Source organism: Aliiroseovarius marinus (assembly GCF_050881025.1).
In the GTDB taxonomy this organism is placed as follows: domain Bacteria; phylum Pseudomonadota; class Alphaproteobacteria; order Rhodobacterales; family Rhodobacteraceae; genus Aliiroseovarius; species Aliiroseovarius marinus_A.
Map to the genome: position 1 here is coordinate 221,152 of NZ_JBNNXQ010000004.1, position 26,878 is coordinate 248,029.

Annotated in this window: 27 protein-coding genes; 12 read left to right on the forward strand and 15 right to left on the reverse strand. The window is 57.2% G+C overall.

The annotated features are described in order from the left end of the window. From ACRY08_RS13700 to pth, 3 genes are read right to left on the reverse strand one after another with little or no spacing between them, the layout of a single operon-like run. Positions 1–1,167 (reverse strand): serine hydrolase domain-containing protein, encoded by a 1,167-nt coding sequence (locus ACRY08_RS13700; protein WP_432450516.1) that lies wholly within the window; start codon positions 1,165–1,167, stop codon positions 1–3. Between the two features lie 20 nt (positions 1,168–1,187). After that, the gene (locus ACRY08_RS13705; protein WP_432450517.1) at positions 1,188–2,210 is read right to left on the reverse strand and encodes a DUF2332 domain-containing protein; all 1,023 of its coding nucleotides are present in this window, start codon (positions 2,208–2,210) and stop codon (positions 1,188–1,190) included. After that, positions 2,207–2,917, reverse strand: a complete 711-nt coding sequence (pth, locus tag ACRY08_RS13710; protein WP_432450518.1) for an aminoacyl-tRNA hydrolase — start codon at positions 2,915–2,917, stop codon at positions 2,207–2,209. The genes ACRY08_RS13705 and pth overlap by 4 nt, the downstream gene beginning before the upstream one ends. A 38-nt stretch (positions 2,918–2,955) precedes the next feature. On the opposite strand from pth, the gene ACRY08_RS13715 reads away from it, so the two are divergent. Then, positions 2,956–3,720 (forward strand): FkbM family methyltransferase, encoded by a 765-nt coding sequence (locus tag ACRY08_RS13715; RefSeq protein ID WP_432450519.1) that lies wholly within the window; start codon positions 2,956–2,958, stop codon positions 3,718–3,720. A 62-nt stretch (positions 3,721–3,782) separates the two neighbouring features. Here ACRY08_RS13715 and ACRY08_RS13720 read toward each other — a convergent pair whose 3' ends face one another. The 10 genes from ACRY08_RS13720 to ACRY08_RS13765 form a co-directional block, all read right to left on the reverse strand. Next, positions 3,783–4,427, reverse strand: coding sequence for a 50S ribosomal protein L25/general stress protein Ctc (locus ACRY08_RS13720; protein ID WP_432450520.1), 645 nt, complete (start codon positions 4,425–4,427; stop codon positions 3,783–3,785). Positions 4,428–4,555: 128 nt separating this feature from the next. Then, entirely contained in the window at positions 4,556–4,945 is a 390-nt protein-coding gene (locus tag ACRY08_RS13725) for a hypothetical protein (RefSeq protein ID WP_432450521.1), read from the reverse strand. Continuing rightward, entirely contained in the window at positions 4,942–6,039 is a 1,098-nt protein-coding gene (locus tag ACRY08_RS13730) for an EscU/YscU/HrcU family type III secretion system export apparatus switch protein (protein ID WP_432450522.1), read from the reverse strand. Before ACRY08_RS13730 ends, ACRY08_RS13725 begins: the two co-directional genes overlap by 4 nt. After that, positions 6,039–6,812, reverse strand: coding sequence for a flagellar biosynthetic protein FliR (locus ACRY08_RS13735; RefSeq protein WP_432450523.1), 774 nt, complete (start codon positions 6,810–6,812; stop codon positions 6,039–6,041). Before ACRY08_RS13735 ends, ACRY08_RS13730 begins: the two co-directional genes overlap by 1 nt. Next, positions 6,809–8,893 carry a flagellar biosynthesis protein FlhA gene (gene flhA / locus ACRY08_RS13740; RefSeq protein WP_432450524.1) on the reverse strand — a complete coding sequence of 695 codons (2,085 nt, stop codon included), beginning with the start codon at positions 8,891–8,893 and terminating at the stop codon, positions 6,809–6,811. Before flhA ends, ACRY08_RS13735 begins: the two co-directional genes overlap by 4 nt. Before the next feature lie 177 nt (positions 8,894–9,070). Next, positions 9,071–11,362, reverse strand: a complete 2,292-nt coding sequence (locus ACRY08_RS13745) for a hypothetical protein (RefSeq protein WP_432450525.1) — start codon at positions 11,360–11,362, stop codon at positions 9,071–9,073. After that, a complete protein-coding gene (gene motA, locus ACRY08_RS13750; RefSeq protein ID WP_432450526.1) occupies positions 11,359–12,228 on the reverse strand; it encodes a flagellar motor stator protein MotA in 870 nt (289 codons plus the stop codon). The genes ACRY08_RS13745 and motA overlap by 4 nt, the downstream gene beginning before the upstream one ends. A 68-nt stretch (positions 12,229–12,296) precedes the next feature. After that, positions 12,297–12,926 carry a MotE family protein gene (locus ACRY08_RS13755; protein WP_432450527.1) on the reverse strand — a complete coding sequence of 210 codons (630 nt, stop codon included), beginning with the start codon at positions 12,924–12,926 and terminating at the stop codon, positions 12,297–12,299. After that, positions 12,926–13,360 (reverse strand): hypothetical protein, encoded by a 435-nt coding sequence (locus ACRY08_RS13760; protein ID WP_432450528.1) that lies wholly within the window; start codon positions 13,358–13,360, stop codon positions 12,926–12,928. Before ACRY08_RS13760 ends, ACRY08_RS13755 begins: the two co-directional genes overlap by 1 nt. A 15-nt stretch (positions 13,361–13,375) precedes the next feature. Continuing rightward, the gene (locus ACRY08_RS13765; RefSeq protein ID WP_432450529.1) at positions 13,376–13,879 is read right to left on the reverse strand and encodes a flagellar basal body-associated FliL family protein; all 504 of its coding nucleotides are present in this window, start codon (positions 13,877–13,879) and stop codon (positions 13,376–13,378) included. 129 nt (positions 13,880–14,008) lie between these two features. On the opposite strand from ACRY08_RS13765, the gene fliF reads away from it, so the two are divergent. Genes fliF through fliP form a run of 4 tightly spaced genes read left to right on the forward strand, consistent with a single transcriptional unit; the run spans position 14,009 to position 17,332 of the window. Beyond that, positions 14,009–15,688: a flagellar basal-body MS-ring/collar protein FliF gene (gene fliF / locus ACRY08_RS13770; protein WP_432450530.1), complete on the forward strand. Its 1,680-nt coding sequence runs from the start codon at positions 14,009–14,011 to the stop codon at positions 15,686–15,688. Beyond that, the gene (locus ACRY08_RS13775; RefSeq protein WP_432450531.1) at positions 15,688–16,305 is read left to right on the forward strand and encodes a flagellar biosynthesis protein; all 618 of its coding nucleotides are present in this window, start codon (positions 15,688–15,690) and stop codon (positions 16,303–16,305) included. Before fliF ends, ACRY08_RS13775 begins: the two co-directional genes overlap by 1 nt. Then, positions 16,298–16,585: a FliM/FliN family flagellar motor switch protein gene (locus ACRY08_RS13780; RefSeq protein ID WP_432450532.1), complete on the forward strand. Its 288-nt coding sequence runs from the start codon at positions 16,298–16,300 to the stop codon at positions 16,583–16,585. The genes ACRY08_RS13775 and ACRY08_RS13780 overlap by 8 nt, the downstream gene beginning before the upstream one ends. A 6-nt stretch (positions 16,586–16,591) precedes the next feature. Continuing rightward, positions 16,592–17,332: a flagellar type III secretion system pore protein FliP gene (gene fliP / locus ACRY08_RS13785; protein ID WP_432450533.1), complete on the forward strand. Its 741-nt coding sequence runs from the start codon at positions 16,592–16,594 to the stop codon at positions 17,330–17,332. 2 nt (positions 17,333–17,334) lie between these two features. On the opposite strand, the gene ACRY08_RS13790 is transcribed toward fliP, so the two are convergent. Beyond that, entirely contained in the window at positions 17,335–18,498 is a 1,164-nt protein-coding gene (locus ACRY08_RS13790; protein WP_432450534.1) for an alpha-hydroxy acid oxidase, read from the reverse strand. A 209-nt stretch (positions 18,499–18,707) separates the two neighbouring features. On the opposite strand from ACRY08_RS13790, the gene ACRY08_RS13795 reads away from it, so the two are divergent. The 5 genes from ACRY08_RS13795 to ACRY08_RS13815 all read left to right on the forward strand — a co-directional run bounded on the left by ACRY08_RS13795 (position 18,708) and on the right by ACRY08_RS13815 (position 23,840). Next, positions 18,708–19,772: a Hint domain-containing protein gene (locus tag ACRY08_RS13795; RefSeq protein ID WP_432450535.1), complete on the forward strand. Its 1,065-nt coding sequence runs from the start codon at positions 18,708–18,710 to the stop codon at positions 19,770–19,772. A 284-nt stretch (positions 19,773–20,056) separates the two neighbouring features. Beyond that, positions 20,057–20,677 carry a 30S ribosomal protein S4 gene (gene rpsD / locus ACRY08_RS13800; RefSeq protein WP_432450536.1) on the forward strand — a complete coding sequence of 207 codons (621 nt, stop codon included), beginning with the start codon at positions 20,057–20,059 and terminating at the stop codon, positions 20,675–20,677. A 196-nt stretch (positions 20,678–20,873) separates the two neighbouring features. Then, positions 20,874–21,995: a histidinol-phosphate transaminase gene (gene hisC, locus ACRY08_RS13805; RefSeq protein ID WP_432450537.1), complete on the forward strand. Its 1,122-nt coding sequence runs from the start codon at positions 20,874–20,876 to the stop codon at positions 21,993–21,995. Next, complete coding sequence (locus ACRY08_RS13810) at positions 21,992–22,915, forward strand: prephenate/arogenate dehydrogenase family protein (protein WP_432450538.1); 924 nt, start codon at positions 21,992–21,994, stop codon at positions 22,913–22,915. Before hisC ends, ACRY08_RS13810 begins: the two co-directional genes overlap by 4 nt. A gap of 31 nt (positions 22,916–22,946) precedes the next feature. Next, on the forward strand, positions 22,947–23,840 hold the full coding sequence (locus ACRY08_RS13815) for an extensin family protein (RefSeq protein ID WP_432450539.1): 894 nt from the start codon (positions 22,947–22,949) through the stop codon (positions 23,838–23,840). Positions 23,841–23,960: 120 nt separating this feature from the next. On the opposite strand, the gene ACRY08_RS13820 is transcribed toward ACRY08_RS13815, so the two are convergent. Continuing rightward, complete coding sequence (locus ACRY08_RS13820) at positions 23,961–24,962, reverse strand: DUF2125 domain-containing protein (protein WP_432450540.1); 1,002 nt, start codon at positions 24,960–24,962, stop codon at positions 23,961–23,963. Between the two features lie 90 nt (positions 24,963–25,052). Here ACRY08_RS13820 and ACRY08_RS13825 point away from each other — a divergent pair, with 90 nt between their 5' ends. Continuing rightward, entirely contained in the window at positions 25,053–25,598 is a 546-nt protein-coding gene (locus ACRY08_RS13825) for a gamma-glutamylcyclotransferase (protein ID WP_432450541.1), read from the forward strand. A gap of 76 nt (positions 25,599–25,674) precedes the next feature. Further along, on the forward strand, positions 25,675–26,877 hold the full coding sequence (locus tag ACRY08_RS13830; RefSeq protein ID WP_432450542.1) for a biopolymer transporter ExbB: 1,203 nt from the start codon (positions 25,675–25,677) through the stop codon (positions 26,875–26,877). Position 26,878 lies beyond the last annotated feature (1 nt).

The following is a 26,878-nucleotide window of genomic DNA, read 5'->3' on the forward strand; positions in this document are numbered from 1 at the left end:
TTATTCCAGAGATGCAGCGAGGGTGCGAAACATGGCCAGGTTCTGGTCATGCGCCCCGTCTTCTCTGAACCCGCGATCCGCGCCATTGGCGGCAATCACGACCCCGCGTGCCTCGTCAATATAGATGTATTGGCCATAGATGCCGCGTGCGAAATACTCGCCCTCCGGCGCGTCGCTGGGGATCCACCATTGATAGCCATATTGCACTTCGCCGGCGGCTGTCGGGGCCGACGGGCGGGTGGAAGCGGTGACCCATCGCGCAGGCACAATCTGCCGGTCCCCCCACAGGCCCTTTTGCAAAAACATCTGACCAAAACGCGCATAGTCCCGCGTGCGCAGGTTTAATCCGCCTAAGACAAAGGCCACCCCGTATCCGTCGGTCAGATAATAGGGCGCGGCTTCGAACCCCATCGGGTCGACGATATACTCTTCCATAAGATCATGGATCGAACGCCCGGTTGCCCCCCGGATCACCATGCCAATCACATGTGTGTCGATCGAAACATATTGCCACTGGGCGCCGGGAGAGGTGAACCGCGCTTCAAGATCCGCCGCGAACCCATCCATGGATCGCCCCAGCGCAAGAACCCGCCCCATCTTGTTGATGTCCGAGCTTTGATCCAGATAGTCTTCGTCGAAAGTGACCCCGGAGGCCATGTTCAGCACATTGCGCACCGTCGCCCCCTCATAGGCCCCGCCGATCAGGCTGGGGGCGTAGATCTCGACCGGGTCATCCAGAGAAGCGATGGCGCCTTGTTCGACGATCACCCCCATCAAAGCGGACAGAAAGCTTTTCGCCACCGACCAGCTGATGCGCCGATCTTCGTCCCCGGTGCCCTTGTGATAGCTTTCATGGCGGATTTTTCCGTCTTTCATAACCACAAGAGCGGTGACGGCGCGTTCAGAAAGCCAGGTGTCGAAACTGCCGGGCAAATCCATCGGGTCGCCTTGGGGCAGGTCGCTGACTGGGCCGGTTCCGCGGTCCAGCTCCTGGCTCAGAAAAGCGCTGTCCATATGCGAGAAGTTGGCGACGATCTTTTCTTCGGAGAACAGCGTGCTGACTGCCAGCAGCCGGGATATTTCTTCCCGCTTCCAAAACCCGACCACAGCCGCAACAACGACAAGAATGACGGCCGCTCTGAGCGAGAACTTCAGGATCGTTCGCATGCTACCCTCCCATTTTCTGGTCAGGGTGCCGTCCAATCTACCCAACGTCCATGAAAATCGACACGACCAAGGGTCAACTTGCGCCCCTCGGGCCACAGCGCCAACTGCATGCCAGCGCCTTGCCCTTCCAACTCGTCGGCTTCCATCGAGAAATGCGCAACCGGCCCGCGCTGTGCGGCGGCCTCGATGGCCGCGGCGCAGCGGGCTTGTGTCTCGGGCGGGAAATACTGCCACGCAATTGTGTGATAGACCAAGGTCAGGTGGTCTGGGCCGACTTGTGCAAGCTGTGTGTCTAACCAGTCGGCAGCATCCCCGGCGTCCACCTTCGCGTCCAGCATAGCCGCGGCAGCCCGGCTGCGCGCAAGCCGTTCGGGCTGGTCGGCCCAAAGATATGACGACATGCGCAGGAGATCATCGGGGTTTTTCATATCCATCGGCATCAGATCAACCCCTTGGCGGGACAATACCGTTGGGGTCGTGCCCGTCGGAACATCCCCGCGCCAATCGGGCGACAGCGTCACGGGGGTATCTTTTGGTCCCAACCGAGCGTTGCCTGCCTTCAAGGCAAACTGGTCCCACATGAGGTTCAGCCCGGCACTCGCACCAAGCTCTAGCACGCGCATGGGAAGCTTGTAATGCTGTGCCAGCCAATGCCCTGCGGCGATCAGAACAGCTGCGCGGCGCACCTCGTTCGTCTGCGGTGGATTGTCCAGCCAACGGTCAAGCACGGTGGCGTGGTGGGTCAGGGCGGCGTCTATTGCGGTCCCGATTTCCGTGTCGGTCGGGGTCGGATTGGGCGGGTATACCGCCACCAGCTCGGGGCAATTCCCCGTCAGGACAAGCGCGTGCAAGCCTGCCAGAAAACGCAGCGGAAGGGAGTGGCCCGAGGCGCCGATATCCCCGCCCCACGTAAACATGCGGTCGGTCAACGGGGTGCCGGGATGCAGCTTCTGTCCTGCGATCCGCAACACCCGCGCAGTGAAAGGACTTTCCAGCCGTTCGTTGTGCTGCGCCTGAACCTCGAAGGCATCGCGCAAGCTCAAGAAAACTTGTCCATCAGCTTTTGAAGCGGGCTGCGCTTGTCTTGCGGAGCGTCAGCGGGTGCCGGATCAGGTTTTGTCGGGCGCGGCTCTGGCGGGGCCTTTTTCTTTGCTGGCCCTTCCGTGCCACCAGAGGACCGGGGCGGGTTCACCCGCCGCCCGATTGCATTCATGAACTTGCCGCTGTCGCCCGCCAGCAAATCCGCCGCACCATCCGAACAGCCGCGCAACACGTCGTCCAGCCAGTCCTGATCGGCCTTGGCAAAGTCTCGCAACACATATCCGGCCACGGCGTTCTTGTTGCCCGGATGGCCGATGCCCATGCGCACGCGTTGATAGTCGGCCCCGATATGGGCATGGACCGAGCGCAGCCCGTTGTGCCCCGCGTGTCCGCCACCCGTTTTCACCCGGCATTTCCCCGGGGCCAAATCCAGTTCATCATGGAACACCACCACATCCGCGGGGGTAAGCTTGTAAAACCGCATCGCCTCGCCGACCGATTGCCCGGACAGGTTCATGAAGGTTTCGGGCTTTAAAAGCACCAGCTTGTCGGACCCGAACCGCCCTTCACTTACGCTGCCCTGAAACTTGCCGCGCCATGGGGAAAACCCGTGATCCTCTGCGATCCGGTCCAGCGCCATGAAGCCGATATTGTGCCGATTTCCCGCGTATTTAGGACCGGGATTGCCCAGTCCGACAAAGAGTTTCATATGACTTCCATTCCAACTGGACTTCGCGCCCTGCGCGCGTGAAGATTGCAGGGATAAAATACTGTCGTGTACCAGTTCTGGCAATCGCTCAGGCGCGCGGCGCATATTTGGAGGCTTTGGTGCCACGTTTTAAAATTGGAGGGATCAAGCTTCAGATCCCGGAAAATGCCCTGAATGACAATATTCGCGCTGCCCTGAACAGCGGAGCTTACGAGTATAAAGAGTTCTTCGCGCTGCAAAAGAACCTGCGCGAAACCGATCGCGTGTTGGAGCTTGGCGGCGGGGCAGGGTACCTTGGGGTCTTCGCGGCGCAAACTGTCGGGCCGGAAAATGTCGCGATTGTCGAGGCCAGCCCGATCATGGCCCGCACCATTGAAAAGAATCTTCAAATCAATGAGTGCGATACTGCAAGGGTGCTTCAAGGTGCGGTGGTCGGACAAGCATTCAAGGACGAAACGATCACGTTTGAGGTCTCTCCGGGGTTTTGGGCGTCTTCGATCGCCGGCGAAAAGCAGAAGAACAAGCGCTCGAAACTGGTTGAGGTGCCGGCGCTGAAGTTTTCAGATCTGCAAGAGGCGTTCGACCCAACGGTGGTGGTCATGGACATCGAAGGGGCCGAACTGGACATTATAGAAGACCCTTGGCGTGATAACGTTCGGCTGGTCATCATGGAAACACATCCAGATTTTTATGGCATCCCAAAGCTCAGCCATGTCATGCGCACCATGTTCGATGCAGGGTTTCACTATATGCCTTGGGGTAGCCGCGGTAATGTCATCGTGTTCGAACGCGAAACGACCTGACCTACCCAAATGAAAACGGGGCCCCGATTGGGACCCCGTTTTGTCGTGGAAAGTTCCGCGACTTATTCTTCGGCTGCAGCGGCCTCGCCGTCTTCAACGGCTTCGCCTTCTTCTTCGCCTTCATCCGAAGACCGCAGCGAGCTGGGTGCCGAGATGTTCGCGATGACGAAGTCACGGTCGATGGTCGGCTTGGCGCCTTCCGGCAGCGTCACGTCCGAGATGTGGATGACGTCGCCCACATCGCGACCAGCCAGGTCGACAACGATCTTCTCAGGGATTTCACCTGCCAGAACGTTCAGTTCAACTTCCGGACGCACAACGGTCAGAACGCCGCCGCGCTTCAGGCCGGGCGCTTCTTCTTCGTTCTCGAATTCCACGTGGATGAACAGGCTGATGCGGGTCGTGCGGTGCAGACGCATCAGGTCCAGGTGGGTCGGCAGGTCCTTTACCACGTCGCGCTGAACGTTGCGGCAGATCACGCGCACGTCTTCCTGGCCCTCGATTTTGAGGTTCCAGAGCGTCGACAGGAAACGGCCAGCTTTCAGGCGTTTGAACAGAACGTTGAAGGGGATGTTGATCGGCTGCGGCTCTGCGCTGCCGCCATATACGATACCCGGTACCATGCCTTCGCGGCGAGCTTGACGAGCGGCCCCCTTGCCTGTCCCCGTACGTACCGTGGCTTCAAGATTAGGAATCTCACGTGCCATTGGTTTTCTCCATAGTCAGTGGTGCGGGGATCCTCCAAGGGTGTAAGCCCCGCGATGAAGCCGTGTCATTATCGTTGATTGGGTCGTTTGGAAAGGGAAATAATGGCATAATTGGGCGAATTCCTTCCTTATTGCGCTTGGTTTTGCGCCTCCAGCCGTTTGGCGGCTCTTTCTCTCTGATCTGACCGGGTTTTATCGAGAATCGCAGCGGCGGCAGTTTTGCGTCCAAAGGCTAGGCGCGTACGCGCCATTTCTTCCTCCCGCGCGGCGCGCGCACGTGCCAGCTCCATGTTGAGAGATTTCAGTTCCGCGTCGCTCCACGCCTGCCATTTGTGATAATAGCCGCTGTGGTAAGCAAGGCTGTCACCATCCGCTTGACAGGCATCACGTTGTGCGCGCAGCGCCGCGATCCGGGCCTCGATTTCTGCGACACGTTGGTTGAAAGGGGCCAAAGCCGCCATTGCTTTGTCAAAACCAAGCTCCGCCAGCTGATAGAGGCTTTGTTCTTGAGAAATCATGTTGTGTCACCGATCGAACGGCGCGCTTTTTCCCGCATATTCTCAGAGAAACGGATGGCAGCCGCGACCGCCTGATACTGGTCGGGCGGGATTTCCTGCCCGATTTCCACTGTCGCATGCAAGGCTCGTGCGGTTGGGGGATCGCGGTGGATCGGCACACCGCTTTCATTTGCCACTTCGCGTATGCGGGCCGCGATCTCATCCACACCTTTTGCTACACAAATTGGGGCTTCGCCCGGCAGCCGCGACCATTTTAGGGCAATGGCATAATGTGTCGGGTTCACGACCACCACATCGGCATCCGGCACATCCGCGAGCATTTGATTCATAGCGATGTCATACCCTTTTTGACGCCGCTGGTTCTTCATATGGGGGTCGCCCTCATTTTGCTTGATCTCATCCATCAGCTCTTTGTGGGACATCCGGTTCTTGCGCAGATGTTCCTGATGCTGCCAAAGGTAATCAATGCCGCCGATGGTGAAGGCGACCAGCAAAACGATGCCGAAAAACTCAACGGACAAAGTCAGAAGTGTCACAGTGACCATGGCGGGTGACAGGGAGAGCGTGGCCAGCATTTCCGGCAGTTTTACCCAGATGAACATGCCCAGAATGATCGCGTAGATGCTGAGTTTGGAGAAGCTTTTGGCGAACTCGAACAGGCCAGAGCGTCCGAACTTGTTCTTGGCGTTTGACAATGGGGAAATACGGTTGAGTTTTGGGGCTATTTTTTCGCCGGAAACCACAAATGTTTTTGTGGCGACGCTCAGGGCGATGACCGCGATGGCCGGACCAAGCATCCACGGCGAGATAAGCGCACCGATCTTCATCATAAGGCCACCTGTCAAAGGCGCAGAGCGCCCGTTGAAAACCTGTGTGGCAAGGCTGTCAGAATTGGCGATCAATGAAGCCAGCAATGATCCGATCCCTTTCAACGTGGTGGCTCCGAACCCCACCGCAACGAGCAATAGCATCATATAGGACATGGCTGTGTTCAGATCGGCGGATCGGGCTACCTCGCCACGTTTTCGCGCATCATCCAGCTTCTTTTGTGTTGGCTCGTGTTGTTTGCTGTCGTCGTCATCCGTGCCCGCCATCACCAGCCTCCAAACGGGTCGTGTAGCGTGGCTTCGAAGGCTGATTTCCAGATCGGCAAAAGGATCGGCGTCGTCAGGAGTAAAAGGATCAGGCCGCCTGCCGTGATGGCGGGTGCGCCCACGAAAGCAACCATCAGCTGGGGCATGGCGCGGTTGATCACACCAAGCGCCACATTATAAAGCAGCGACACGATCACAAATGGCGCGGCCAGCGTGAAGGCGAAGGAAAACGCCTGTGCGACCCGGGATATTCCCCATTCAGAATAGGCGTCAGCTTCTGGCCGCGTTCCGACGGGGAAAACCTCATATGACATGATCAGCCCTTCGGCTACACGCACATGCAGCCCGGCCATGACGGCAAGCGCAAGTCCAGAAATCATCAACACATGTCCGATCGCGGGTTGCGGATCGGTGCCTGCTGCACCGAAAATCTGTGCAAGTGAGGTTGCTTGGGCGGCAATGCTGCCGGCCATTTGCAGCACCATGATCATCAGCCTGAGCACGATGCCGAACCCCAAGCCAATTACAGGCTCGGTCCAGACAAGATGACCCAGACTGTTTTGCAACTGGTTCAGAGAGATTGTGTTTGCCATTGACGGTGCGACAATGGCAGTGAACCCAAGCGCCAGAAACAGCCTCACACGGGCTGGCACAGACTGCTCACCGAGTGCTGGTAACAAAGCCATGGTGCCACCGACACGTAAAAACACGATGAATCCGATGGTCAGGAACTCGACGGTTAGACCGGACAGGGCGGCGAGATCTTCGATCATGCGGGCACCATGCCAACCAACGAGGGGCGTGCTTCGGTGCCAATTTCCTCGAAGGAAAGAACCGGATTTGCGATCCCTTTGGCTGAAAGAACGGTTTTCAGAAAACGGCGCCTGCGCGAAGAAGTCACGATGGCTGGGTAGACACCATTTTCGCCAGCACGCGCGATCTTGTCCGCCACTGAATTGGCGAGAGCATTGAACTGATCTGGAGGAAGCGCGACATCGCCCGGGCGGTCCCCGTCGATTTGGTGGCGTTGGAAGCGGCTTTCCCATTCCGGCGCAAGCTGGACAAGCGGCACCGTTCCGTCATCGCGTTTCAATTCCGACACCAGCTGAAACCCCAACCGCTGGCGAACATGTTCGCAAAGGCCTTCAACGGATCCATAGATCGCGCGCCCTTCAGCGACGCTTTCCAGGATTAACGGCAAGTTCCGGATTGAAACACGCTCTTCAAGAAGCAGACGCAAAACGGAATGCAAAACATCCATCGGAACCTTGTCGGGCACCAGCTCGTCCAATAGGCGTTTGTTCGCTTCTGACCTGTGCGGGTCGCTCAGATTGGTGAATTCATCAAGCAACCGTCGCAGGGCTTTCAGGCCAAGCAGACGTGGGAAGTTCACCTTCATCACCTCAAGTAGATGCGTGGCCAGAACTTCGGTCGCCGAAACCACGGCGCAACCCGCGAGTGCGGCTTCTTCTTGCCGGTCGTTTGCGATCCAGCGGGCCGGCGCGCCGTAGACAGGCTCTTTGACATCCTCACCTTCGGGCACGACATCAGCATTGCCCGACAGAATGGCAAGCGCGCGATCCGGGATCAATCGGCTGCGCGCTTGTTCGACCCCTTGGATCTTGATTGTATAGGTGCCCGTTGGCAGGCTTGCGTCATCCGTCAACCGTATCTCGGGCAGAATGAGCCCAAACGCCGACGCGACATGATTTCGAATGCTGGCAATTCGGGCATCAAGCCCCGTGGCTGGATCGAGTACCATTGCAACCAGATCCGGTGAGAATTCTACATGGATATCGTCCAGATCAAGAACATCACCAATGCTTTCTTTTGAGGGGATGTCTTCGGGCGCAATTGTCTCGACAGCGGCAGCTTTGGCCTCTTCTTTTTCGCGCTGAAATCCAAACCAAGCGGCGGTGCCGAGCGCGCCTGCCCCGGCAATGAACGGGAGAAACGGAAGCCCTGGCACGAGACTAAAGAGCCCCATCAAAACAGCCACGGTTGCCAGAGCAGAGGGGTATTTGCCAAGCTGAGAGAACAGGGCAAGGTCGGTTGAACCAGACGTGCCGCCACGCGCAAGAAGAAGTGCGGATGCGATCGAAATGACAACTGCTGGAATTTGGGTCACCAGCCCGTCACCTACGGTCAGAATGGCATAGGTTTGAAAAGCGCGTGCGATCTCCATGTCGTGAACGATCACGCCGATCAGAAGGCCAACGAGAAGGTTTAGAAAAGTGATCAGCAGGCCTGCAACGGCATCACCTTTGACGAATTTGGAAGCGCCGTCGAGAGACCCGAAAAACGTTGTCTCGGCCTGTTCGCGTTCGCGCCGTGCCTTGGCTTCCGCATGATCGATGGCACCAGCCGACATGTCACTGTCGATTGCCAATTGTTTGCCCGGCATTCCATCAAGTGCAAATCGAGCGCCAACCTCGGCCATACGCGCTGCGCCTTTTGTGATCACTATGAAATTCACGATCATCAGAACGCCAAACACAACAAGGCCCAGCAGAACGCTGCCCCCCATGACGAAATTTGCAAAGCCTTCGATGACGCTTCCAGCGGCGCTGGTGCCTGTATGTCCTTGCCCAATAATGAGCTTTGTCGACGAGACGTTTAGTGAAAGGCGCAGCATCAGCGATGCGAGCAAGACAGTGGGGAATGCTGAAAAATCGAGCGGACGTTCGATGAACAATGTAACTGTGAACATCAAAATGGCGAGCGCGAACGAGGCTGAAAGACCCACATCCAGGACCCATGCAGGCATGGGCAAAATCATCATGACGATGATCGCCATGAGCGCAAGCGCAAGAAGGATTGTCGGTCGGAAGATGTCTCGGATCGATAACGTCATCTTACTCACCTTTGCCAGCCGTCATAGAAGGCAAACCGCGGGTTTCCCGCGTTGCGGTGAGTGGACACGCCTTGTGGCGCAATTTTAGTTCAAGTTGTTGATACATGGCGCAATTCTTGCTGCTTCCTTGCATCATTAATATGAGAGAAAGCTTAACAACCTGTAACGTTTCTGAAGCTAAGGCTTTGGAACTTCGTCCAGCAATGACTCGATCTGTGTTCTCAATGACGTGCTGCTTTGGATCAGTGATTGGTGATCGGAAATTGACGTTGCAGGGGTAGCAGCATCTGTTGGTGTCTCATGCTTCAACACCACTGGGAGGCTCTCGAATGGCGCAGTTTGTGACTCCCTTAGAACGGCCCAATCTCCGCCAAGCCAGTTTGCCCGATCAAACTGTTCAATGTCTCCGATCTCAGCATAGATCTGCGCAGCCTTTTGGCGTTCTCCAACTGCTTCCAAGGATTGTGCGCGAAGGCGTTGAGCGACGTCATCCGTAAGCCCAGTTAAATAGATCAGGGCTTGATTTGGTTCGTTTTCGGCCAGCGCGCCTTCGGCAAGAAGAAGCCGCGAATTGCGGTTGGGGGGGGTGCCTGATTTGTCGAGCAGATTTCGAACCTTCTCGACGAGACCAAGTGCTAACAATCGTCTCGCGATGCGAATCCGTGTCTCTTCAGGCAAGTCGCCCCAGTCTGTGCGCCCATATAGGGTCTTAAGAAACTGCTCTGAACTGGAACGGGCGACCAAACGATGTGCTGCTTCTTGTGCAATATTGGCTTTCAGCATTTTTCCTTCATCGCCACTCGGGGCGATCTGGTCCAGTTTTTCGTATCCCCTCGCGAAGTCCAGCGCGTGAAACAAGGCGCGTGCTGTTGCGACATCAAGAGCATCCCCAGTCTGTGTGCCGGAATGTTCAAAAGCCATGGCCTCCAGGAGATCAATTGTGGTTTGAGGAATTCCGGCGTCTCTTTTGATATGAGAGTTGATCAATAGGATCAGCGCGTCCGGTGAAGAAGAATCATCCTTCGACACGATTTCTGTGAGCATGTTCTCAGCTGGTTGTATGTTGCCTGCGCGGGTTTCCAACTTCGCGTTCAACAATGCACCTTCCGGGCTGTTTTCGCCTCCTGCACGTTCCACAATTTTGTAAATTTCATTCGCTGTCGCGTCATCATCGCTTTGAATAAAGCGATCAGCCAGAAATGGTCCGATACGTTTCCGTAGGTGCGGCGGCAAAGCAGAAAGAGTGGCAAGGACAGCCGACTTGTCAATGTCTGGAGACAGGTCCTTTGCTGCTAGGGTTGCCCACAGCGACACTGGGCTGGGGCAATGAAGGAAATTGTCGAGCCCGTTTTGTGTATTTGTTTCACCGTGCTCAACGATATCGGCCAATGAAACCAATGATGACAGCTCGATCCCCTTTATGTCGAAGCTGCGCGCCACCGCGATAGCTTCTGCTCCGAACGTCAGAAAGATCAAGTGTCGAATATGAGAGAGAACTGCTTCTTCATTAGGTTTGTCAAACTCGAGGTACAAGTCAGCTCGGAACGCCGAGAGACTGAGAGGCTCTTGTTCCGCCTCCCCCCAAGAAGCGACATCGAACAGAGCAGCATCCGGGCAGCCGCCAACGGAGGTACCGGTCAGAGTCTGCACGTGCTGTTGAAATGCTCTTTCAATAGAGGTTTGAATTTCAACATGGGTGTTGTTGGTGTTCGATGCTGCTGGCTTTGGTGCAATGGCGGGCAGGGGTTCTTTCTCGGTCTCGACACTGTTGTGAACTGGTGGGGGGAGGCTAACAGAAAGCGGGCTCTCTGTTGTCTTTGGCGTAAGCAGACCTTGCGATGCGGCGCGTGCAAGAGAGCCAACAAGAGCATCCTCCGACAAGATCATTCTGGGAGGAGCCTCCGCCATTGGCGTTGCTTTTGTTTTTGGCAGGCTTGGCGTGTCGTTTTTTGGTGGAGCGCTATCTTCCGGAGGCGTCAGTCCGGCTGCAATCGGGAGGCCAAGCCTGGCGGCCTGAGCGTCGATTTTTTCTTCAGTTTTGTTCTTCAGCGGCGGTTCAACAGGCAGGTCCACTAGGGTTGCGGTTTCAATTGGGTTGGATGATCCGGGCGATATAATATCCAGGACGAGCACACCAGAGCGAAGCCTTGTGTATGCGGCAGAGCAATCACATGCCAACGTCAATAGCAATTCTTCATCGTTCAATTGGTTGATCGCCGCGATCCGGGTTCGCGGAATAAAATCGAATACCTGGTCAATGGAGAGCTTCAACTCTTCAGAGGCGCGAATACGCAGAACACGTGCCTCAGGTCGGTCAAAGATCAGGTCTTCCTGAGGTTTGACGTAAAATACCAAGCGGCTGAAGGTCGGGTGTTCTCCAGATTTTACAGAGATGACCTGTGAAAATGCCGGAAAACTGATCAGCAATGATTGGAATGCAATCAAGATGATGGTGAATGCGGATTTCATGCCGCAGCCTGCTTTACTTCTTTGAGAGCTTCTTCCAGATCAGAGTAGCTGGGGCGATGGGGGCCAGGCGTGTTTTGGCGGCCCACCTCGATGCAGATATTCACGGAGTGATTATAGAGGTTTGCGACCAGAACTTCCCGAATAAGCTGGTAAAAATGTGCGTCCTCTTCAATTACCGTTTTCACTTTGGCGGAAAACGGGGCGACAAGGCCATAGGCCAAGAAGACTCCCAAAAATGTCCCTACCAGGGCTCCGCCGATCATTTTGCCAAGAATTTCAGGTGGTTGGTCAATGGATCCCATTGTCTTGATAACGCCCAGAACGGCGGCCACAATACCCAAGGCAGGCAAACCATCTGCAACAGCCTGCAGTGCATGGCTCGAATGAAGGGCGTGATGCAGGTTGGCCTCCATCCGCTTCTCCAGAACCTCTTCGACTTGATGTGGATCGTCGTAGTTCATCGACGCAGAACGCAATGTGTCGCAGATCAGTTCGATGGATTCTTTGTCCGCAAGAATGGTGGGGTATTTTGAGAAGATTGAGCTTTCTTCCGGGTTTTCAATGTGCTCCTCAAGAGCAACGGCATTCTGGCGAGCTTGTCTGATCAACTCAAAAAGCAAGCATAGCAGGTCTTTATAGTCCTCGTGCTTCCATTTTGGCCCCTTAAACACCTTGCCTACATCTTTTAGCGTGTGCTTGATCGCCGCCATGTCGTTGGAGATAACAAATGCCCCTGCGGCGGCACCGCCAATCATTGTGAACTCGAATGGAAGGGATTTCAGGATGATGCCCATTTTGCCGCCGGCAGCAAGGTAGCCGCCAAACACCATGACAAAAATTAGGGCAATGCCGACGAAGCCAATCATGAGACACCTGTTTTTCGAAGATTTCGTTCCTGCAATCGTGGCGGAAACAGATTAAGAATGCGTGTGTTTCACTCGGTGGGTGCTCTGGAATTTCGCCCCGCAAGCACTACGCTGATGGCATAGGCGGTCTGCGGTTGAAGCCCCGCCATGATCTGTGCAGCAGCTGCGGGTTTCATCCGTGCGAGAAATCCCGCGGCAAAGTCTGGAGCCATCTCTTCAAACAAGGGCACCGCTTGCTTTGGTTTCATATTCTCATAAAGACTGGTCAGACGCGTCAGGTCGTCCGAAGCCGCTGTTTTTGCCGTCGCAATTGTACTTGCCAGACGGCTTTCAGCCTCTACCAAAGCAGCAGTTTGCTTGCTGAGTTGTTCTTCGGCCAACGACAGGGCCTGAAGGCGATCTTCGAGCAGGCGTTCGCGTTCCGCCAAACCTTCTTGTCTTTTTTGTAGATCGTTCAGGATTTGTGAAATATCAGGGTCTTGGTTTTGTGCTGCCTCACCCGTTCCGTTCTGTGTGACGCTCTCCTCAACATCCTTGGCAATCGCAAATCCCACACCGCCCAGGCGAATCCCGGCAGACGTTGCCAGTACAATCGAAGTAGACAACAGAATGCTTCGCCCCAACATGCGACGACGGTGCAAAGCACCTTGTTTGCGTGGCGGTTGGTTTTGTTGATCTGATTTCTTGATCGAGGGCATTACTCTGCGGCCTCCAAGCGTCGGTTACTTGAGAACATTGGGATGGATTTGGGTGCTTCATCAGAGGGGGGCAAATCTGGTTCTTTGTCTTCGGAGACCGGCTCACTGGCTTGCTCGACTGCTGCTTCGCCTTCTGGCGGTTCGCCAGGTTCTGGAAGGTCATGCAAACTGGCCATGAGCAGTTCCAGTTTGCGACTGGACTGCTCGGCGCGCTCGGTCAAGTCAGACAGGATTGATGCGCTTTGACCAGCCGCACCACGCGCCTTTTCAAGCGTTTTGGTCATGTCGTCCACTTGGGCGGAAAGGACCGCTACGGCCCCGCCCATTCCGCTTTGAAGATTGTTGAAACGGCGCAACCTGCGCGACAGGACCAGGCAATAGATCGCGGCGGCCAGCGCGCCCAAGCCCAGAAGAACATCCGAAATGATATCCATGCGTGTTCCCCTTTTCTAGTTTAGTACGAATTCGATGATCAGAAGGTCGCGAACGCGCCCTTCGCCAGTTACCAGTTTGATTCGCCGCAGCATCTGGGCGCGCAGTTGCACCAATGATTTTGGATCGCTCAGCATTTTCATGTCGACTGCGCGCAGATAGGAATTCAGGACGTCAAGTACACGCGGTGTGAGCTGCGCGACATCCGCCTCGTATTGCGGTGCGACTTCAAGTGTTGACCGAAAGCGAAGATGGCGGCTGCTGCCGCCGTCCCCCAGCGAAATGACCATGGGGTCAAGGTCGATGAACGCCACGGCAGGTAAATCAAGCACGGGCGTCTCCTCTTCGACATCCGCGCTTTCGGTGGTCGGGGCAGCGCCGCCAACCAAGCCGGAATAGGCGGCAAAGAACCCCCCTCCGCCCAAAGCCAATGCAAGGATCAAGCCGATCAGAAGCCCTTTTTTGGACTTCTTCTTTGGCGGCTCTTCAGTGCCTTCTTCGGTGATTTCCTCTTCGGCCATCCTCGTCTCCGAAAACTTTTTGCTCGAATCGTTATAAACCGCTGGGCACTAACCAATTGTTAAGGGCGATCGGGGAAAACTCACTGCATGGACGGGGGCAGAAGCCCACTCGTAACAAGGAGTTTCGTCGTGCAGCAGCTCACATCGGTTTGGGCCGGATTGGACATGAGAAAGCGTATGGTTGCCGGGCTTGCAGCCCTTGCCATGTTCATTGCGGTCATCGGGTTGTCTCGAATGGCCACCAATACATCGATGTCCTTGCTCTATTCCGGTCTGGAAAGCGGTGCGGCGGGCGATGTGGTGAAGGCATTGGAAGGCCGGGGGGTCGTCTACGAGATTCGCGGCGGCGCAATTTTCGTCGACAGTTCCAAGCGAGATTCCCTGCGCATGACCCTCGCCAGCGAAGGTCTTCCTGCGAACTCTGGCAAAGGTTACGAGCTGCTTGACGGACTAAGTGGATTCGGCACGACTTCGCAGATGTTTGACGCGGCCTATTGGCGCGCAAAAGAAGGTGAGCTTGCACGGACCATCGTCGCCAGCCCTCTCATACAAAACGCTCGCGTGCATATTGGCAATGTGTCCTCGCAGCGGTTTCGGCAACGCAATACGCCGACAGCGTCGGTGACTGTAACGACCGCCAATGGGGCTTTGCCAACGGCGCAGGCGCGTGCTTTGAAATTCCTGATTGCCTCGGCCGTACCCGGCCTTGTGCCCGAGCAAGTGTCGGTGATTGACAGTCGCGGTGGATTGGTCGCAAGCGGTGACGAGGCGGGGGACCTGCCGTCGGTTGCTGCGGATCGCGCGGAACAGATGAAGTTAAATATCGAGCGTTTGCTTGAGGCGCGGGTTGGCTTTGGAAACGCAGTGGTTGAGCTGAACCTTGAAACCGCCACTGAACAAGAGAGCATTCGGGAAAGGCGCTTCGATCCTGAAAGCCGAGTGGCCGTTTCGACGGATACACAGGAAACCAACAACACGGCCTCGGACCAAAGCAGCGGCGGTGTGACCGTGGCCTCAAACTTGCCTGAAGGCGATGGTGCTGCGGGCGGCGGGGCGTCCAATTCAAATGCGTCCGAAACACGTGAAAGGGTCAACTATGAGGTGTCGGAAACCACGCGTGAAGTCGTGCGTGCGCCAGGCGCCACAAAGCGCGTGACCGTAGCTGTCTTGGTGGACGGCATTCGCAGCGTTTCGGATACGGGTGAGGAGACTTGGCAACCGCGCAGCGATGAAGAGATCGCCGCGCTGACGGAGTTGGTTGCTGGCGCCATTGGGTTTGATGAAGCGCGGGGAGACGTCATTACGATCAAGACCCTGGAGTTTGAACCGGTTGAGACCTCAGGCAGCGCTCCGGGATCAAGCCTGTTTGGAAACCTCGGGCTGGATGTCATGGCGCTCATTCAAATGGCAATTCTGGCCGTCGTCACTCTTGTGCTGGGACTGTTTGTTCTGCGCCCGATCTTTGCATCGGCATCGCCGACAGCCTCTTTGGATCAATCACAAGCGGACGGGGTGCCCGTGTTGGCGTCTGCTGAAGGTATCGCGGGGCCCGCTGGCGCGGCACCTAGCGAAGGTTTCCCGTCGGCAGACAGTGTACCGGATTTGCCTGCGCTGAGTGGCGAAGTCGCTGACGGTGACTTCCTGCCGCCGCAAATGGCCGTTGTCGGAGATATAAGTTTTGATGATGAAGATCCGGCAGGTGATGCAGAGGATCCGGTTCAGCGTCTGAGAGATCTTATCGCAGAGCGGCAAGCGGAAACCGTCGACATCCTGCGTGGTTGGATGGAAGATGAAGAGGAGGCGGTGTGATGAGCGCGCGCCTTACGCTTGAAGATTTTGGCACAACACCCGCAGAACCTCAGCAAACTGAACTTGGGCAACCGGTTCAATCCATTGACCCGGCTGAACTCGAGGGAAAACGGCTGGAAGGCTATGAGGCCGGCTACAAAGCCGGATGGGACGATGCAACGCGCTCTATGACGCAAGAAGCCGAACGGGTCGAAGCGGAATTTGCGCGCAACCTCGAGGATTTGGGCTTCACCTTCCAAGAGGCTCGCAGCCATGTTCTTTCATCTTTGGAACCGCTTTTGAACGCGATGGTCAATGTTGTTTTGCCCAATGTCGTTCAGGATGCCATCGCACAAGTGGTCGCCGAAGAGATCGTTCCAATGGCGGCGACTGCGGCTGACAATCCGATTCAAGTGCTCGTTGCGCCCGGTATTCGTGGCGCGTTGGAGCAGCTCTTGGAAAGCTCGACCAATGTCCCGTTCGAGCTGATTGAACAGGCAACCTTGCCGGAAGGGCAAATCTATCTGCGGTCTCCGGTTTCGGAAAAGCAAATCGACATGTCCGGCGTGCTTGATCGCATGCGAGACGCGGTGGGGGCCCTTTATGACATCAACGAGAAGGCTTTCAACCATGGCTGAACAACAAGACGAGATGAACGCGGGTGCCGCCAATCCATTTGTGCAGGTGCCGATTGAAGTGCTGATTTCGGTGGGGCATGCGAGGCCGACGGTCAAAGAGCTTCTGCAGCTGAAACGGGATTCAGTTTTGCCCTTGGACAAGCGTATTGAAGACCCTGTGGAACTCTATGTCGGCGACAAACTGATCGCCCGTGGCGAGCTGCAGGAAATCGAAGGCGATGAAAGCGGTCAACTTGCCGTGCGCCTGACCGAAGTTGCGGATCTGAAGGCGGGGCTCTGACATCGGATGCGACAGGTGTTTGCACCATATATCCCCATCGCCTTGGTGATTTTGCTTGCATCAACCGCTCCGGTTGTCGGCCAGGATATCTCGATTTCTGTCGGCGAAGGTGGGGAGTTGGCAACGCGAACTGTTCAGCTGTTCGTTCTACTGACACTGCTAAGCCTCGTTCCGGGGCTGGCTGTCATGGTCACCTGCTTTCCATTTATCGTGACCGTGCTGTCGATCCTGCGCCAGGCCATTGGCTTACAGCAATCTCCGCCCAATATGTTGATCGTAAGCCTGGCGCTGTTTTTGACCTATTTTGTGATGGAACCAGTATTCACCGAAGCTTGGACGCGTGGCGGACAGCCTTTTAGTGAAGGCGTGATGGATCTGGAGCCTGCTTTCATGGCGTCTCTTGAGCCATTTCGGATTTTCATGGCAAACCGCATCGAGCCTGAGACATTTACACATCTGGCGGCCCTACGCGAGCAAACCTCAGGGGTGGAGCTGGGCAACGACGCGCCACTGTCGATCCTTGTGCCGTCCTTCCTTCTGTCTGAAATCGAACGCGCCTTTCAGATCGGGTTCCTCGTGTTTCTGCCGTTTCTGGTGATCGACCTTGTTGTTGCAGCGATCCTGATGTCGATGGGCATGATGATGGTACCACCCGCAATCGTCTCTTTGCCATTCAAACTGGCGTTTTTCGTTGTTGCGGATGGTTGGACCCTGATCTCGGGCGCGTTGGTGCGTAGCTATTTCTAGCCTTATTCCCAATCGCCCGAAAATCCACGCGGAATGCGCAGGATGGACCGGTCTACAGTTTGAATGTCCCTATGACCGCAAAATGCCATCGAGATATCCAGTTCCTTGTGAAGAACCTCAAGCGCACTTGTGACACCTTCCTCTCCCATGGCGCCCAGCCCATAGGTGAAGGCGCGGCCAACATATGTGCCTTTGGCCCCCATGGCGACGGCTTTCAACACGTCCTGACCAGAGCGAATGCCGCTATCAAGATGGACTTCGACCTTGTCTCCGACCGCATCCAGGATTTCGGGCAGGGCGCGAATGGAGCTCAATGCGCCGTCAAGTTGCCGACCGCCATGATTGGAGACGATGATGGCATCCGCGCCCGCCTCGACAGCGCGACGGGCGTCTTCGGCTTCCATGATGCCCTTAACAATCATCGGGCCGTTCCACATCTTCTTAAACTGCTTGATCCGCTCCCAATCCAGCGACGGATCGAAGGCCTCGGCCGTCCATGTGTGCAACGATGACGGATCCTTAACACCCTTGGCGTGACCAACAATATTTCCGAAAAACCGCCGCTTTGTGCCAAGCATGCCAAGGCCCCATTGCACCTTGGTCATCATATTGGCGACCGACTTCGCCGTCAGCTTGGGCGGGGCAGATAGGCCGTTTTTCAGATCTTTATGCCTTTGCCCGAGTACTTGCAGGTCTACGGTCACGACGATCGCAGGGCAGTTCGCGGCGCGCGCGCGATCAAAAAGCCGCTGCATGAAGTCATCGTCTTTCAGCGTGTAGACTTGAAACCAGAATGGGGCGGTTGTGTTTTCGGCCACATCCTCGATCGAGCAGATCGACATGGTCGACAATGTGAAGGGCACGCCGAACTTCTCGGCCGCGCGGGCAGCTTTGATTTCGCCATCGGCGCATTGCATACCGGTCAACCCCACGGGTGCCAGCGCCACCGGCATCGCCACATCCTGCCCAAGCATCGTCGACCGGGTCGAGCGGTTGTCCATATCCACCGCCACCCGCTGACGTAGGTAGATTTTGTCGAAATCCGAGCTGTTTTCGCGGAAGGTTTGTTCGCTCCAGCTGCCGCTTTCCGCATAGTCATAGAACATTTTCGGCACCCGACGCTTATAGATCCGGCGCAGGTCTTCGATTTCGGTAATGACGGGCATGCGGGGCTCCTCGGAGAATTGGTAAAGAAAACTTACCAGTTGAGTTCGGGCGATGCAATTGGAATTCTGACGCCTAAAAAACCGCAAAAAATTGAAACTGTTGCATCTGTGCCGGACGGATATTCGCAAATCGCAATAATGTCTTAACAACCCGAATCACTCGTGCTAGCGTTCCGTTAATAAAAAAACAAAAAGGCAGGTTCACAGGCATGGAAACGGGCTCGAGCAGCACGTTTGTCATCTCTTGGGCGCAGACAGAAGTAGACGGATTGCCGGGCGCACCGGTGACCGCGTTGGGTGTTGGGGCAAGTTGGCGCTGGACTGGGCGCCCGCTAAGGCTTGACGGTCCACAAGAGCTTTTGCTGCTCAAAGAGGCGAGCGGAGAAGAAGATTTGCGGCGTCGCGCCGCGAAAATGGTTCACAAGCTGGTGGGTGCAGCGATGCAACCGGGCAGCGCGCCTCAGGCGCATGAGCCGGACGATACCTATCTGAATATGGGGTTCGAAGTGACAGATGGCCATGCGAGCTATCTGGTGTCACTGATCGAAACACCCGGTGGCGGGCAGCCGCTTTTGGTGTTCTCGGGCGAAGCCCCACCTGCAAATGAAGACCTGTGGGTTGTGCGGGCTGCGCTGAAGCCTGCCCAGGTTAACAAGCTGACAGACCAGCCGACGGGTGTGATTTGCTTCACGCCCGGCACGCGGTTGCGCACGCCGCATGGTGAAATACCCGTCGACGAGCTGGGCGAGGGCGACGAACTTCAGACGCGCGACAATGGCGTGCAGAAAGTGCTTTGGGTTGGTCATCGCCGCATCACGGGAGCACGGCTTTTTGCGATGCCCGAGCTTCGGCCCATTCGTCTGCGCGCAGGATCGATTTGTGCGGGGCAACCGGATGAAGACCTGATCGTGTCGCCACAGCACCAGATTTTGATACAGGGCCCGCGGGCTCGCGAGCTGTTCAATTCTGACGAGGTTCTGGTGTCCGCAAGCGATCTGGTGGACGAGCGTCGCATCGTGGTCGATACCCGCGCACGCGAGGTGTCTTACTATCACGTACTGCTTGAGAACCACGAAATCGTTTGGGCGAACGGCGTGCCGGCGGAAAGCTTTCACCCGGCCAACACGGATCTGGCCACGGTCGAAGACAGCCAGCGTGCGCGCCTTTTCGAGATGTTTCCGGACCTCAACTATGATCCGCGGGCCTATGGCGGGTTCGCCCGGCGCAGCCTGAATGCCGGCGAAGCCGCAATTCTGCGCGGAGATGTGGCCTGAAGTGTTTCGACTTAGTGTTGAGACACGGCAATATGTCGAAACACGCGGAACCCATCAATGTCGTGGGCGTTTCCAGTTGTTGCTGTGATCGGGCGATCACTGGAAACGCTTTAATCTCGAAACGCTTTAGGGCGTTGACTCCCGCAGCCACAGGCGTATAAGCCCCAAATCCGGTCCCGCAAGGGGCCGGTTTTCATTGGTGTTGGTGGCCCCCGCAAGGGGATCCCTGTCAGGCGAAAGCCAGAGGACAACGCCCTTCGAAGCTTACAGAAGGAGATCAGCAGATGACCAAAAGAACTGCTGCCAAGTACAAAATTGACCGCCGTATGGGCGAAAACATCTGGGGACGTCCGAAGTCGCCGGTGAACCGCCGCGAATACGGCCCCGGCCAGCACGGCCAGCGCCGCAAGGGTAAACTGTCGGACTTCGGTCTGCAGCTGCGCGCCAAACAGAAGCTGAAAGGCTACTATGGCGACCTGACTGAAAAACAGTTCCGCCGCATCTATGGCGAAGCCGAACGTGTTAAAGGCGATACTGGTGAAAACCTGATCGGCCTGCTGGAGCGCCGCCTGGACGCTGTTGTGTACCGCGCCAAATTCGTGGCCACCGTATTCGCAGCACGTCAGTTCGTGAACCACGGTCACGTCACCGTGAACGGCAAGAAAGTGAACATCCCCTCCTATCGCGTTCAAGAAGGCGACGTGATCGAGGTGCGTGACCGCTCGAAGCAGTTGGCCGTTGTTCTGGAAGCCGTTCAGCTGGCTGAACGCGATGTGCCGGATTACATCGAAGCCGACCATTCGAAAATGACCGCCACCTTCACGCGCACCCCGGGTCTGTCGGACGTGCCGTATCCGGTGATGATGGAACCGAACCTGGTCGTCGAATTCTACGCGAAGAACTAAACAGTTCACATATCGCTAAGATTTGGAACCCGCCCAGGTTTTGGGCGGGTTTCTTTTTGCCCGCCTGATGCCATCTCCGCCCGGCTCAAACCCCGATGCAGGGCTGCCGCAGCGGAGGTAGAAATACCCGCCGTGACGCTTTGACCCTTTCACAGGTCGCGGCGCGGTTGTAATCACGGCGCAAAGGAGACGCCCGATGTCAAAGCTTGAACCCCAACCTGGGATACTTGAGATCACACCCTATGTGGGCGGGGCCTCCAGCGTCGCGGGCATGTCGAATGTGATCAAGCTCAGCTCGAACGAAAACCCGTTCGGCCCCAGCCCGCATGCGGTAGAGGCCTTCAAGAAGGCCGGGCATGAGCTGCATCGTTATCCATCTACCGACCATGCCAGCCTGCGTGCAGCCATTGCGGCGCAACACGGGTTGGATGCGGAACGGATCATCTGCGGCGTCGGTTCGGACGAGGTGATCACCTTTTTGTGCCAGTGTTATTCCGGCCCGGGCACCGAGGTGATCTACACCGAACACGGGTTCTCGATGTACAAGATCTCGGCCCATGCTGCCGGTGCAACCCCCGTGATGGTGCCTGAACGTGAACGCATGGTGGATGTGGATGAAATCCTGAAGGCGGTGACGAAGAAAACCTCACTGGTTTTCGTGACGAACCCCGGCAACCCCACCGGTACGATGGTCAGCTCGGCAGAGCTGTCGCGGCTTGCCCGTGAACTGCCCGACACTGTGCTGTTGGTCATTGATGGCGCCTATGCGGAATATGTGGAGGGGTTCGACGGCGGTGCCTCGCTGGTTGAAAAACACGACAATGTGGTGATGACGCGGACCTTTTCGAAGATGTATGGCCTTGGTGGGTTACGCATCGGGTGGGGCTATGGCTCGGCGGAGGTCATCGGCATGCTGAACCGCGTGCGCGGCCCGTTCAACCTGTCCATGCCCCAACTTGCCGCCGCAGAAGCCGCATTGAAGGACCGCGAACATGTCGAGCGGTGCCTGTCTGAAAACACCCGTTTGCGCGCGTGGTTGGCCGAAGCTCTGGCTGAACTTGGCGTGCCTTCAGACACGTCTTGCGCCAATTTCATCCTTGCGCGTTTCGCCAGCAAGGAAGAAGCCGTGTCTTGCAATAAATTCCTGCTTGAACAAGGTATTATCGTCAGACTGGTTGCCGGATATGGTTTGCCCAACTGCCTTCGGATCACCGTCGGGGATGAAGCGTCCTGCCGTCGCGTGGCCCATATGATCGGGCGGTTTAAGGGCGTTGTGCCAGATCCGGCGGCGGAGAAAACGGAAGGGGGCAAGGCATGAGTGTGGTCTATGACCGCGTCGCCTTGATTGGCCTGGGCTTGATTGCGTCGTCCATGGCACATGCGATGCGGCGCAGCGGGCTGGCGGGTGAAATCGTCGGCACGGCGCGTTCGACCGAAACGCGCGACATCGCCCGCGAGCTTGGGTTTTGCGATCGCGTTGTCGACAGTGCAGCCGAGGCCGTGAAGGGCGCTGATCTGGTTGTTCTGGCCGTACCCGTGGGCGCCATGGGCGCCGTGGCTGCCGAGATTGCACCGGAGCTTGCCCAAGGCGCAACGGTGACGGATGTGGGGTCGGTCAAGCAAGCGGTCATCGAAGCGGTTGGCCCGCATCTGCCCGAACATGTGCATTTCATTCCCGGCCACCCGTTGGCGGGCACCGAACATAGCGGTCCCCGGTCTGGGTTCGCCGAGTTGTTTGACAACCGGTGGTGCATTCTTGTTCCCAATGGCAGTGATGCCAAGGCAACGGCGCGGCTGACCAGGCTTTGGGAAGGCATGGGGGCACATGTCGACGTGATGGACGCCCCGCATCATGACCTTGTGCTGGCGGTGACCAGCCATGCACCGCACCTGATTGCCTATACGATGGTTGGCGTGGCCGATGACCTGAGCCGGGTCACCGATAGCGAAGTCATCAAGTTCTCGGCGGCGGGTTTCCGCGACTTTACGCGGATTGCGGCCTCGGATCCGACCATGTGGCGCGATGTGTTTTTAACCAACAAAGACGCAACCTTAGAGATTTTGGGGCGCTTCACCGAGGAGCTGTTTGCACTGCAGCGGGCGATCCGGACCGGCGATGGTGACCACCTGCATGACTATTTCACTCGAACCCGCGCAATCCGTCGTGGTATCATCGAGGCAGGACAGGATACGGATGCGCCGGATTTCGGGCGCAGCGGTCAGCACGACAAAGCTTAGGTCTTAGGGCCAACGCAGGCAGGAGCGCGGCATGAAGTATGAGTTGATGGCGAGGTTTGCCATGCGGATGAAAAACTGGCGCATGCGTGTTGCAGCGGCGGCAGCCATTGTGATTGTTGGCAGTGTTTCGGCGACATCTGCGCCCGACCAGTCAATGCGCCCAGCCCCGCGCCCCGGCCCGGCAAAGCTGGTGAGCACGACCGCAAAACCCTCGCTTCTGCGCCCGACGCCCCGCCCGCGTGTGGCCGCTATCCCGTCAAACGATGCGCAATCTGCACCCGCTGAGATGCCCCGTCGAAGCAAATTGGCCGTCGCGCGGTCACGCCACCCGGAATACCGGCCCCGTGGCTTTGCGACCAAAGTGGCCAAAGCCAAGTTGAAACCGGCAAAGGCCGGCCGGCGCGGAAGGGTTTGCGGTGTGAATGAAATCAAGGGGCAGGCCATCCCGGACGTGCCGGGCAAAATCCGCGGTTGCGGCGTGACCAACCCGGTGCGCATCACCGAGGTTTCGGGGGTCAAATTGAGCCAAGCCGCCGTTATGGATTGCACCACGGCGAAGGCGTTGAACGCCTGGGTGCGCAATGGCGTGTTCCCGGCGGTTGGCCGTCTGGGCGGCGGGCCGGCCTCTTTGCGGGTCGCGGCGCATTACGCCTGTCGCACACGCAACAACAAACCGGGCGCGAAGATCAGCGAACATGGGCGCGGACGCGCCATCGACATTTCTGCGATCCGGTTGAAAAATGGAGCCCAGATCACCGTGCTGAAGGGCTGGCGTGATCCGGTGCAGGGCAAGGTCCTGAAAGCGATGCACAAGAAAGCCTGCGGCCCTTTCGGCACCGTTCTTGGGCCGAATGCAGACCGCTATCATCAGGATCACTTCCATTTCGACACTGCGCGCTATCGCAGCGGAAGTTATTGTCGGTAAAAGATTTTTAAAGCGTTTCGGTTTTAACCTAAGACAGGGAAAAACCGAAACGCGGTAAGAGATATCAACGTCGTGGGCGTTTCGGAATAAACATGCGCCTCAAGTTTATCCCGAAACGCTTTAGCGGATTACAATTCGTGGCGCCTTGCCCACAGGGATCGGGCCAAGGAAGACGGCGCCGCCCGACAGGTTCAGCGTCACGTCAAGCGTTTCGGCTTTGCCAGACAGCCCCGCGATGAATTCCAGTGCGCGTGTGACCGTGCCAACCAGTTCCGGTGCAATGGCGCCACTGGCTTGGGCAACCTTGATCATCTGCCGCCAGTTGGTGGCGCGAATGGACAGCTCTCCGGCTGGGGTGCCGTTCTGGTCCACATCCACTACCCCTGACGCGCGCAGCCCCAGCGTGCCCCATTTTGCATCGAAATCCGCCAGATCAATGCGCGTGATTTGCGGCCGCGCGTTCTCGATCGCGCTGCGGTCCCATGGTTTCGTGAAGTCGAGGTTGGCCTTCAGCGTGGCGCGCTCAAAGGCCGGGGGCAGAACATTCCCTTCGCCAAAGCTCTGAATAAAGGACGATGCGGGCATCAGGCCCGTTGCGTCCATATGCAGGTCATAGCGGTTTGGCGCTGCCGATGATTTGCGTGTGGCGATCTGCCCGCTGTCCAAAGCTGCGGTCCAACCCGCGCTTGAGGTCATGGCAAGCTTGCCTACGACAATCGAGCTGCGATCCAGCGGCAACGAGGGCAGGGGGTCAAACACCAGCGAGCCTTCGAAAGCTTCGGCCTGCATGGTGATATTCTGTTCAGGCGAGGACAGAACGTGTTCCCCCGGCCAGACCGCGATCACGTGATGCGGTTGATATGACAGCGCCAGAACCTGAAACTCGGGGGCCCGCCAGGCAAGCCCTGTTGCAGGGTCGGCCAGTTCCAGCCCGGTAAAGATCGTGTCGAAGCGATTTGGAAAGCCCTGCGTGGAAATGTCCTGAGCCTGCGCCACCCACCCGGCGGCGCGCCGGTCTTCGATCCATCCTTTGAAGGCCGCTTCAACCCCGCGCGCACCATAGACCCAATATCCCGCCCACAGGCTGGCCAGAACCACCGCAATCACCACAAGTTTCCGCATGACCTCTCCTTGCCCGCCTATGTGTCTTTTCGTCTTCGGCAAAACGCTTTAAGGCGTGTTTACAGCGCGATGAAGGGAAGGGCGAGTGAAATGAGCGACGGTGATCTGTGGGTCTTTGGCTATGGTTCGTTGATGTGGAACCCCGGGTTTGACCACGACGAGGCGGTGGTGGCATCGCTGCCGGATTATCATCGCAGCTTCTGCATGCGTTCCATCCATCATCGCGGGACCGAAGAAAAACCGGGCCTTGTACTTGCGCTGGACGAACAGACAGGGGCGCAGTGTCAGGGCTTGGCGTTTCGGGCAAAGGCCGGCACATATGATCAGACCATGGCGGACCTGCGCGCGCGCGAGCTGGTCTCGTCGGCCTATCTGGAAAAGCGTTTGTGGATCGACCTGATTGACGGGCGCCGGGTTGATGCGGTGACCTATGTTATTGACCCGCACCACGTTCAGTATTGCCAAATCGACCTTGCAGAGCAGGCGCATATCATCGCCGCCGCGGTCGGCGGGCGGGGGCCGAATACGGAGTATCTTTACAACACGGCGTCGCATCTGACTGAACTCGGGATCGAGGATGATGACCTCAGCTGGCTTTCCAATGAAGTGCGCAGGCTGGAGCATCAGGCGCGTTGACGCACACAAAGCTTGGCAGCCGCCAAATTCGCGCCTATCCTGAGGCCAATAATATTGGCGACAAGGAACTCCCCGCATGGATCAACCCGATCGCGGGACGCTGACTGCGCCCAAAAGAAAAGGGGTCGAGCCGTCCTTCACCCACCCGATCCGCCAGATCTTCCTGATGCTGGTGGCCTTGGGATTGGTGGGGTTTGGTACATTTGTCGCGCTGCCCCGCGTCATGCCGGTGTTTCTGGCCAACCTTTACCTCAACGGCTTCATCCTGTTTGTGTTCCTGATCGGGCTGTTAGCCTGTTTCTGGCAGGTCTGGCAGGTTTTTGCCTCGGTCAGTTGGATTGAAGGCTACGTTGAAAAACGCGACACCCATGATCCTGACCGCGCCCCGCGTATTCTGGCGTCGCTGGCGGCGCTGATCCGGTCCAATAAAAGCACACAGATGCAGATCGGCTCTGCCTCGTCACGCTCCATCCTCGACAGTATCGCCACGCGCATTGATGAAGCGCGGGATATCACGCGCTACATTGTTAACCTGCTGATTTTCCTAGGCCTTCTGGGAACGTTTTTCGGGTTGGCCACAACCGTTCCCGCCGTGGTCGAAACCATTCGATCCTTGGCACCGGGCGAGGGCGAGGGCGGGGTCGAGGTGTTCAATCGGCTCATGACCGGGCTCGAGGCGCAACTGGGCGGCATGGGCACGGCGTTTTCGTCGTCGCTGCTGGGTCTGGCTGGGTCACTGGTCGTGGGGCTGATGGAACTTTTCGCCGGCCACGGTCAAAACCGGTTTTATCGTGAACTGGAAGAATGGCTTTCGACCATCACCAAGCTCAGTTTCGCACCTGCCGACAATGATGGCGAAGCCAGCCAGGATGCCGGGGTCTATCTGGGTGTGCTGGCCGAGCAGGTCGAGGCGATGCGATCGCTTTTCACCCAAACAGACGTGCAGCGTGCCATGCTGGACGAAAGGCTTGGCGCACTGGCACAGAATATCGAGGCCATGACCGCGCGTATGGAACGAGACACCGGTCAGACCGATGCGCTGATGCGACTGGCCGATGGGCAAGATGCTATCCGCGCCGCGTTGGAAAAACAGTCTGACGCCGGCGAGGAGACGGTTGATGCCGAAAGCCGTATGCGCCTTCGCTCCATCGACGTGCAGCTTTTGCGTATTTTGGAAGAGATGCAGGCGGGTCGACAGGAAAGCCTGTCTGATCTGCGCGGTGATCTGGCGACCCTGACCCATGCAATTCGCGTGGCGTCCGGTCAGGAACAGGGCTGAC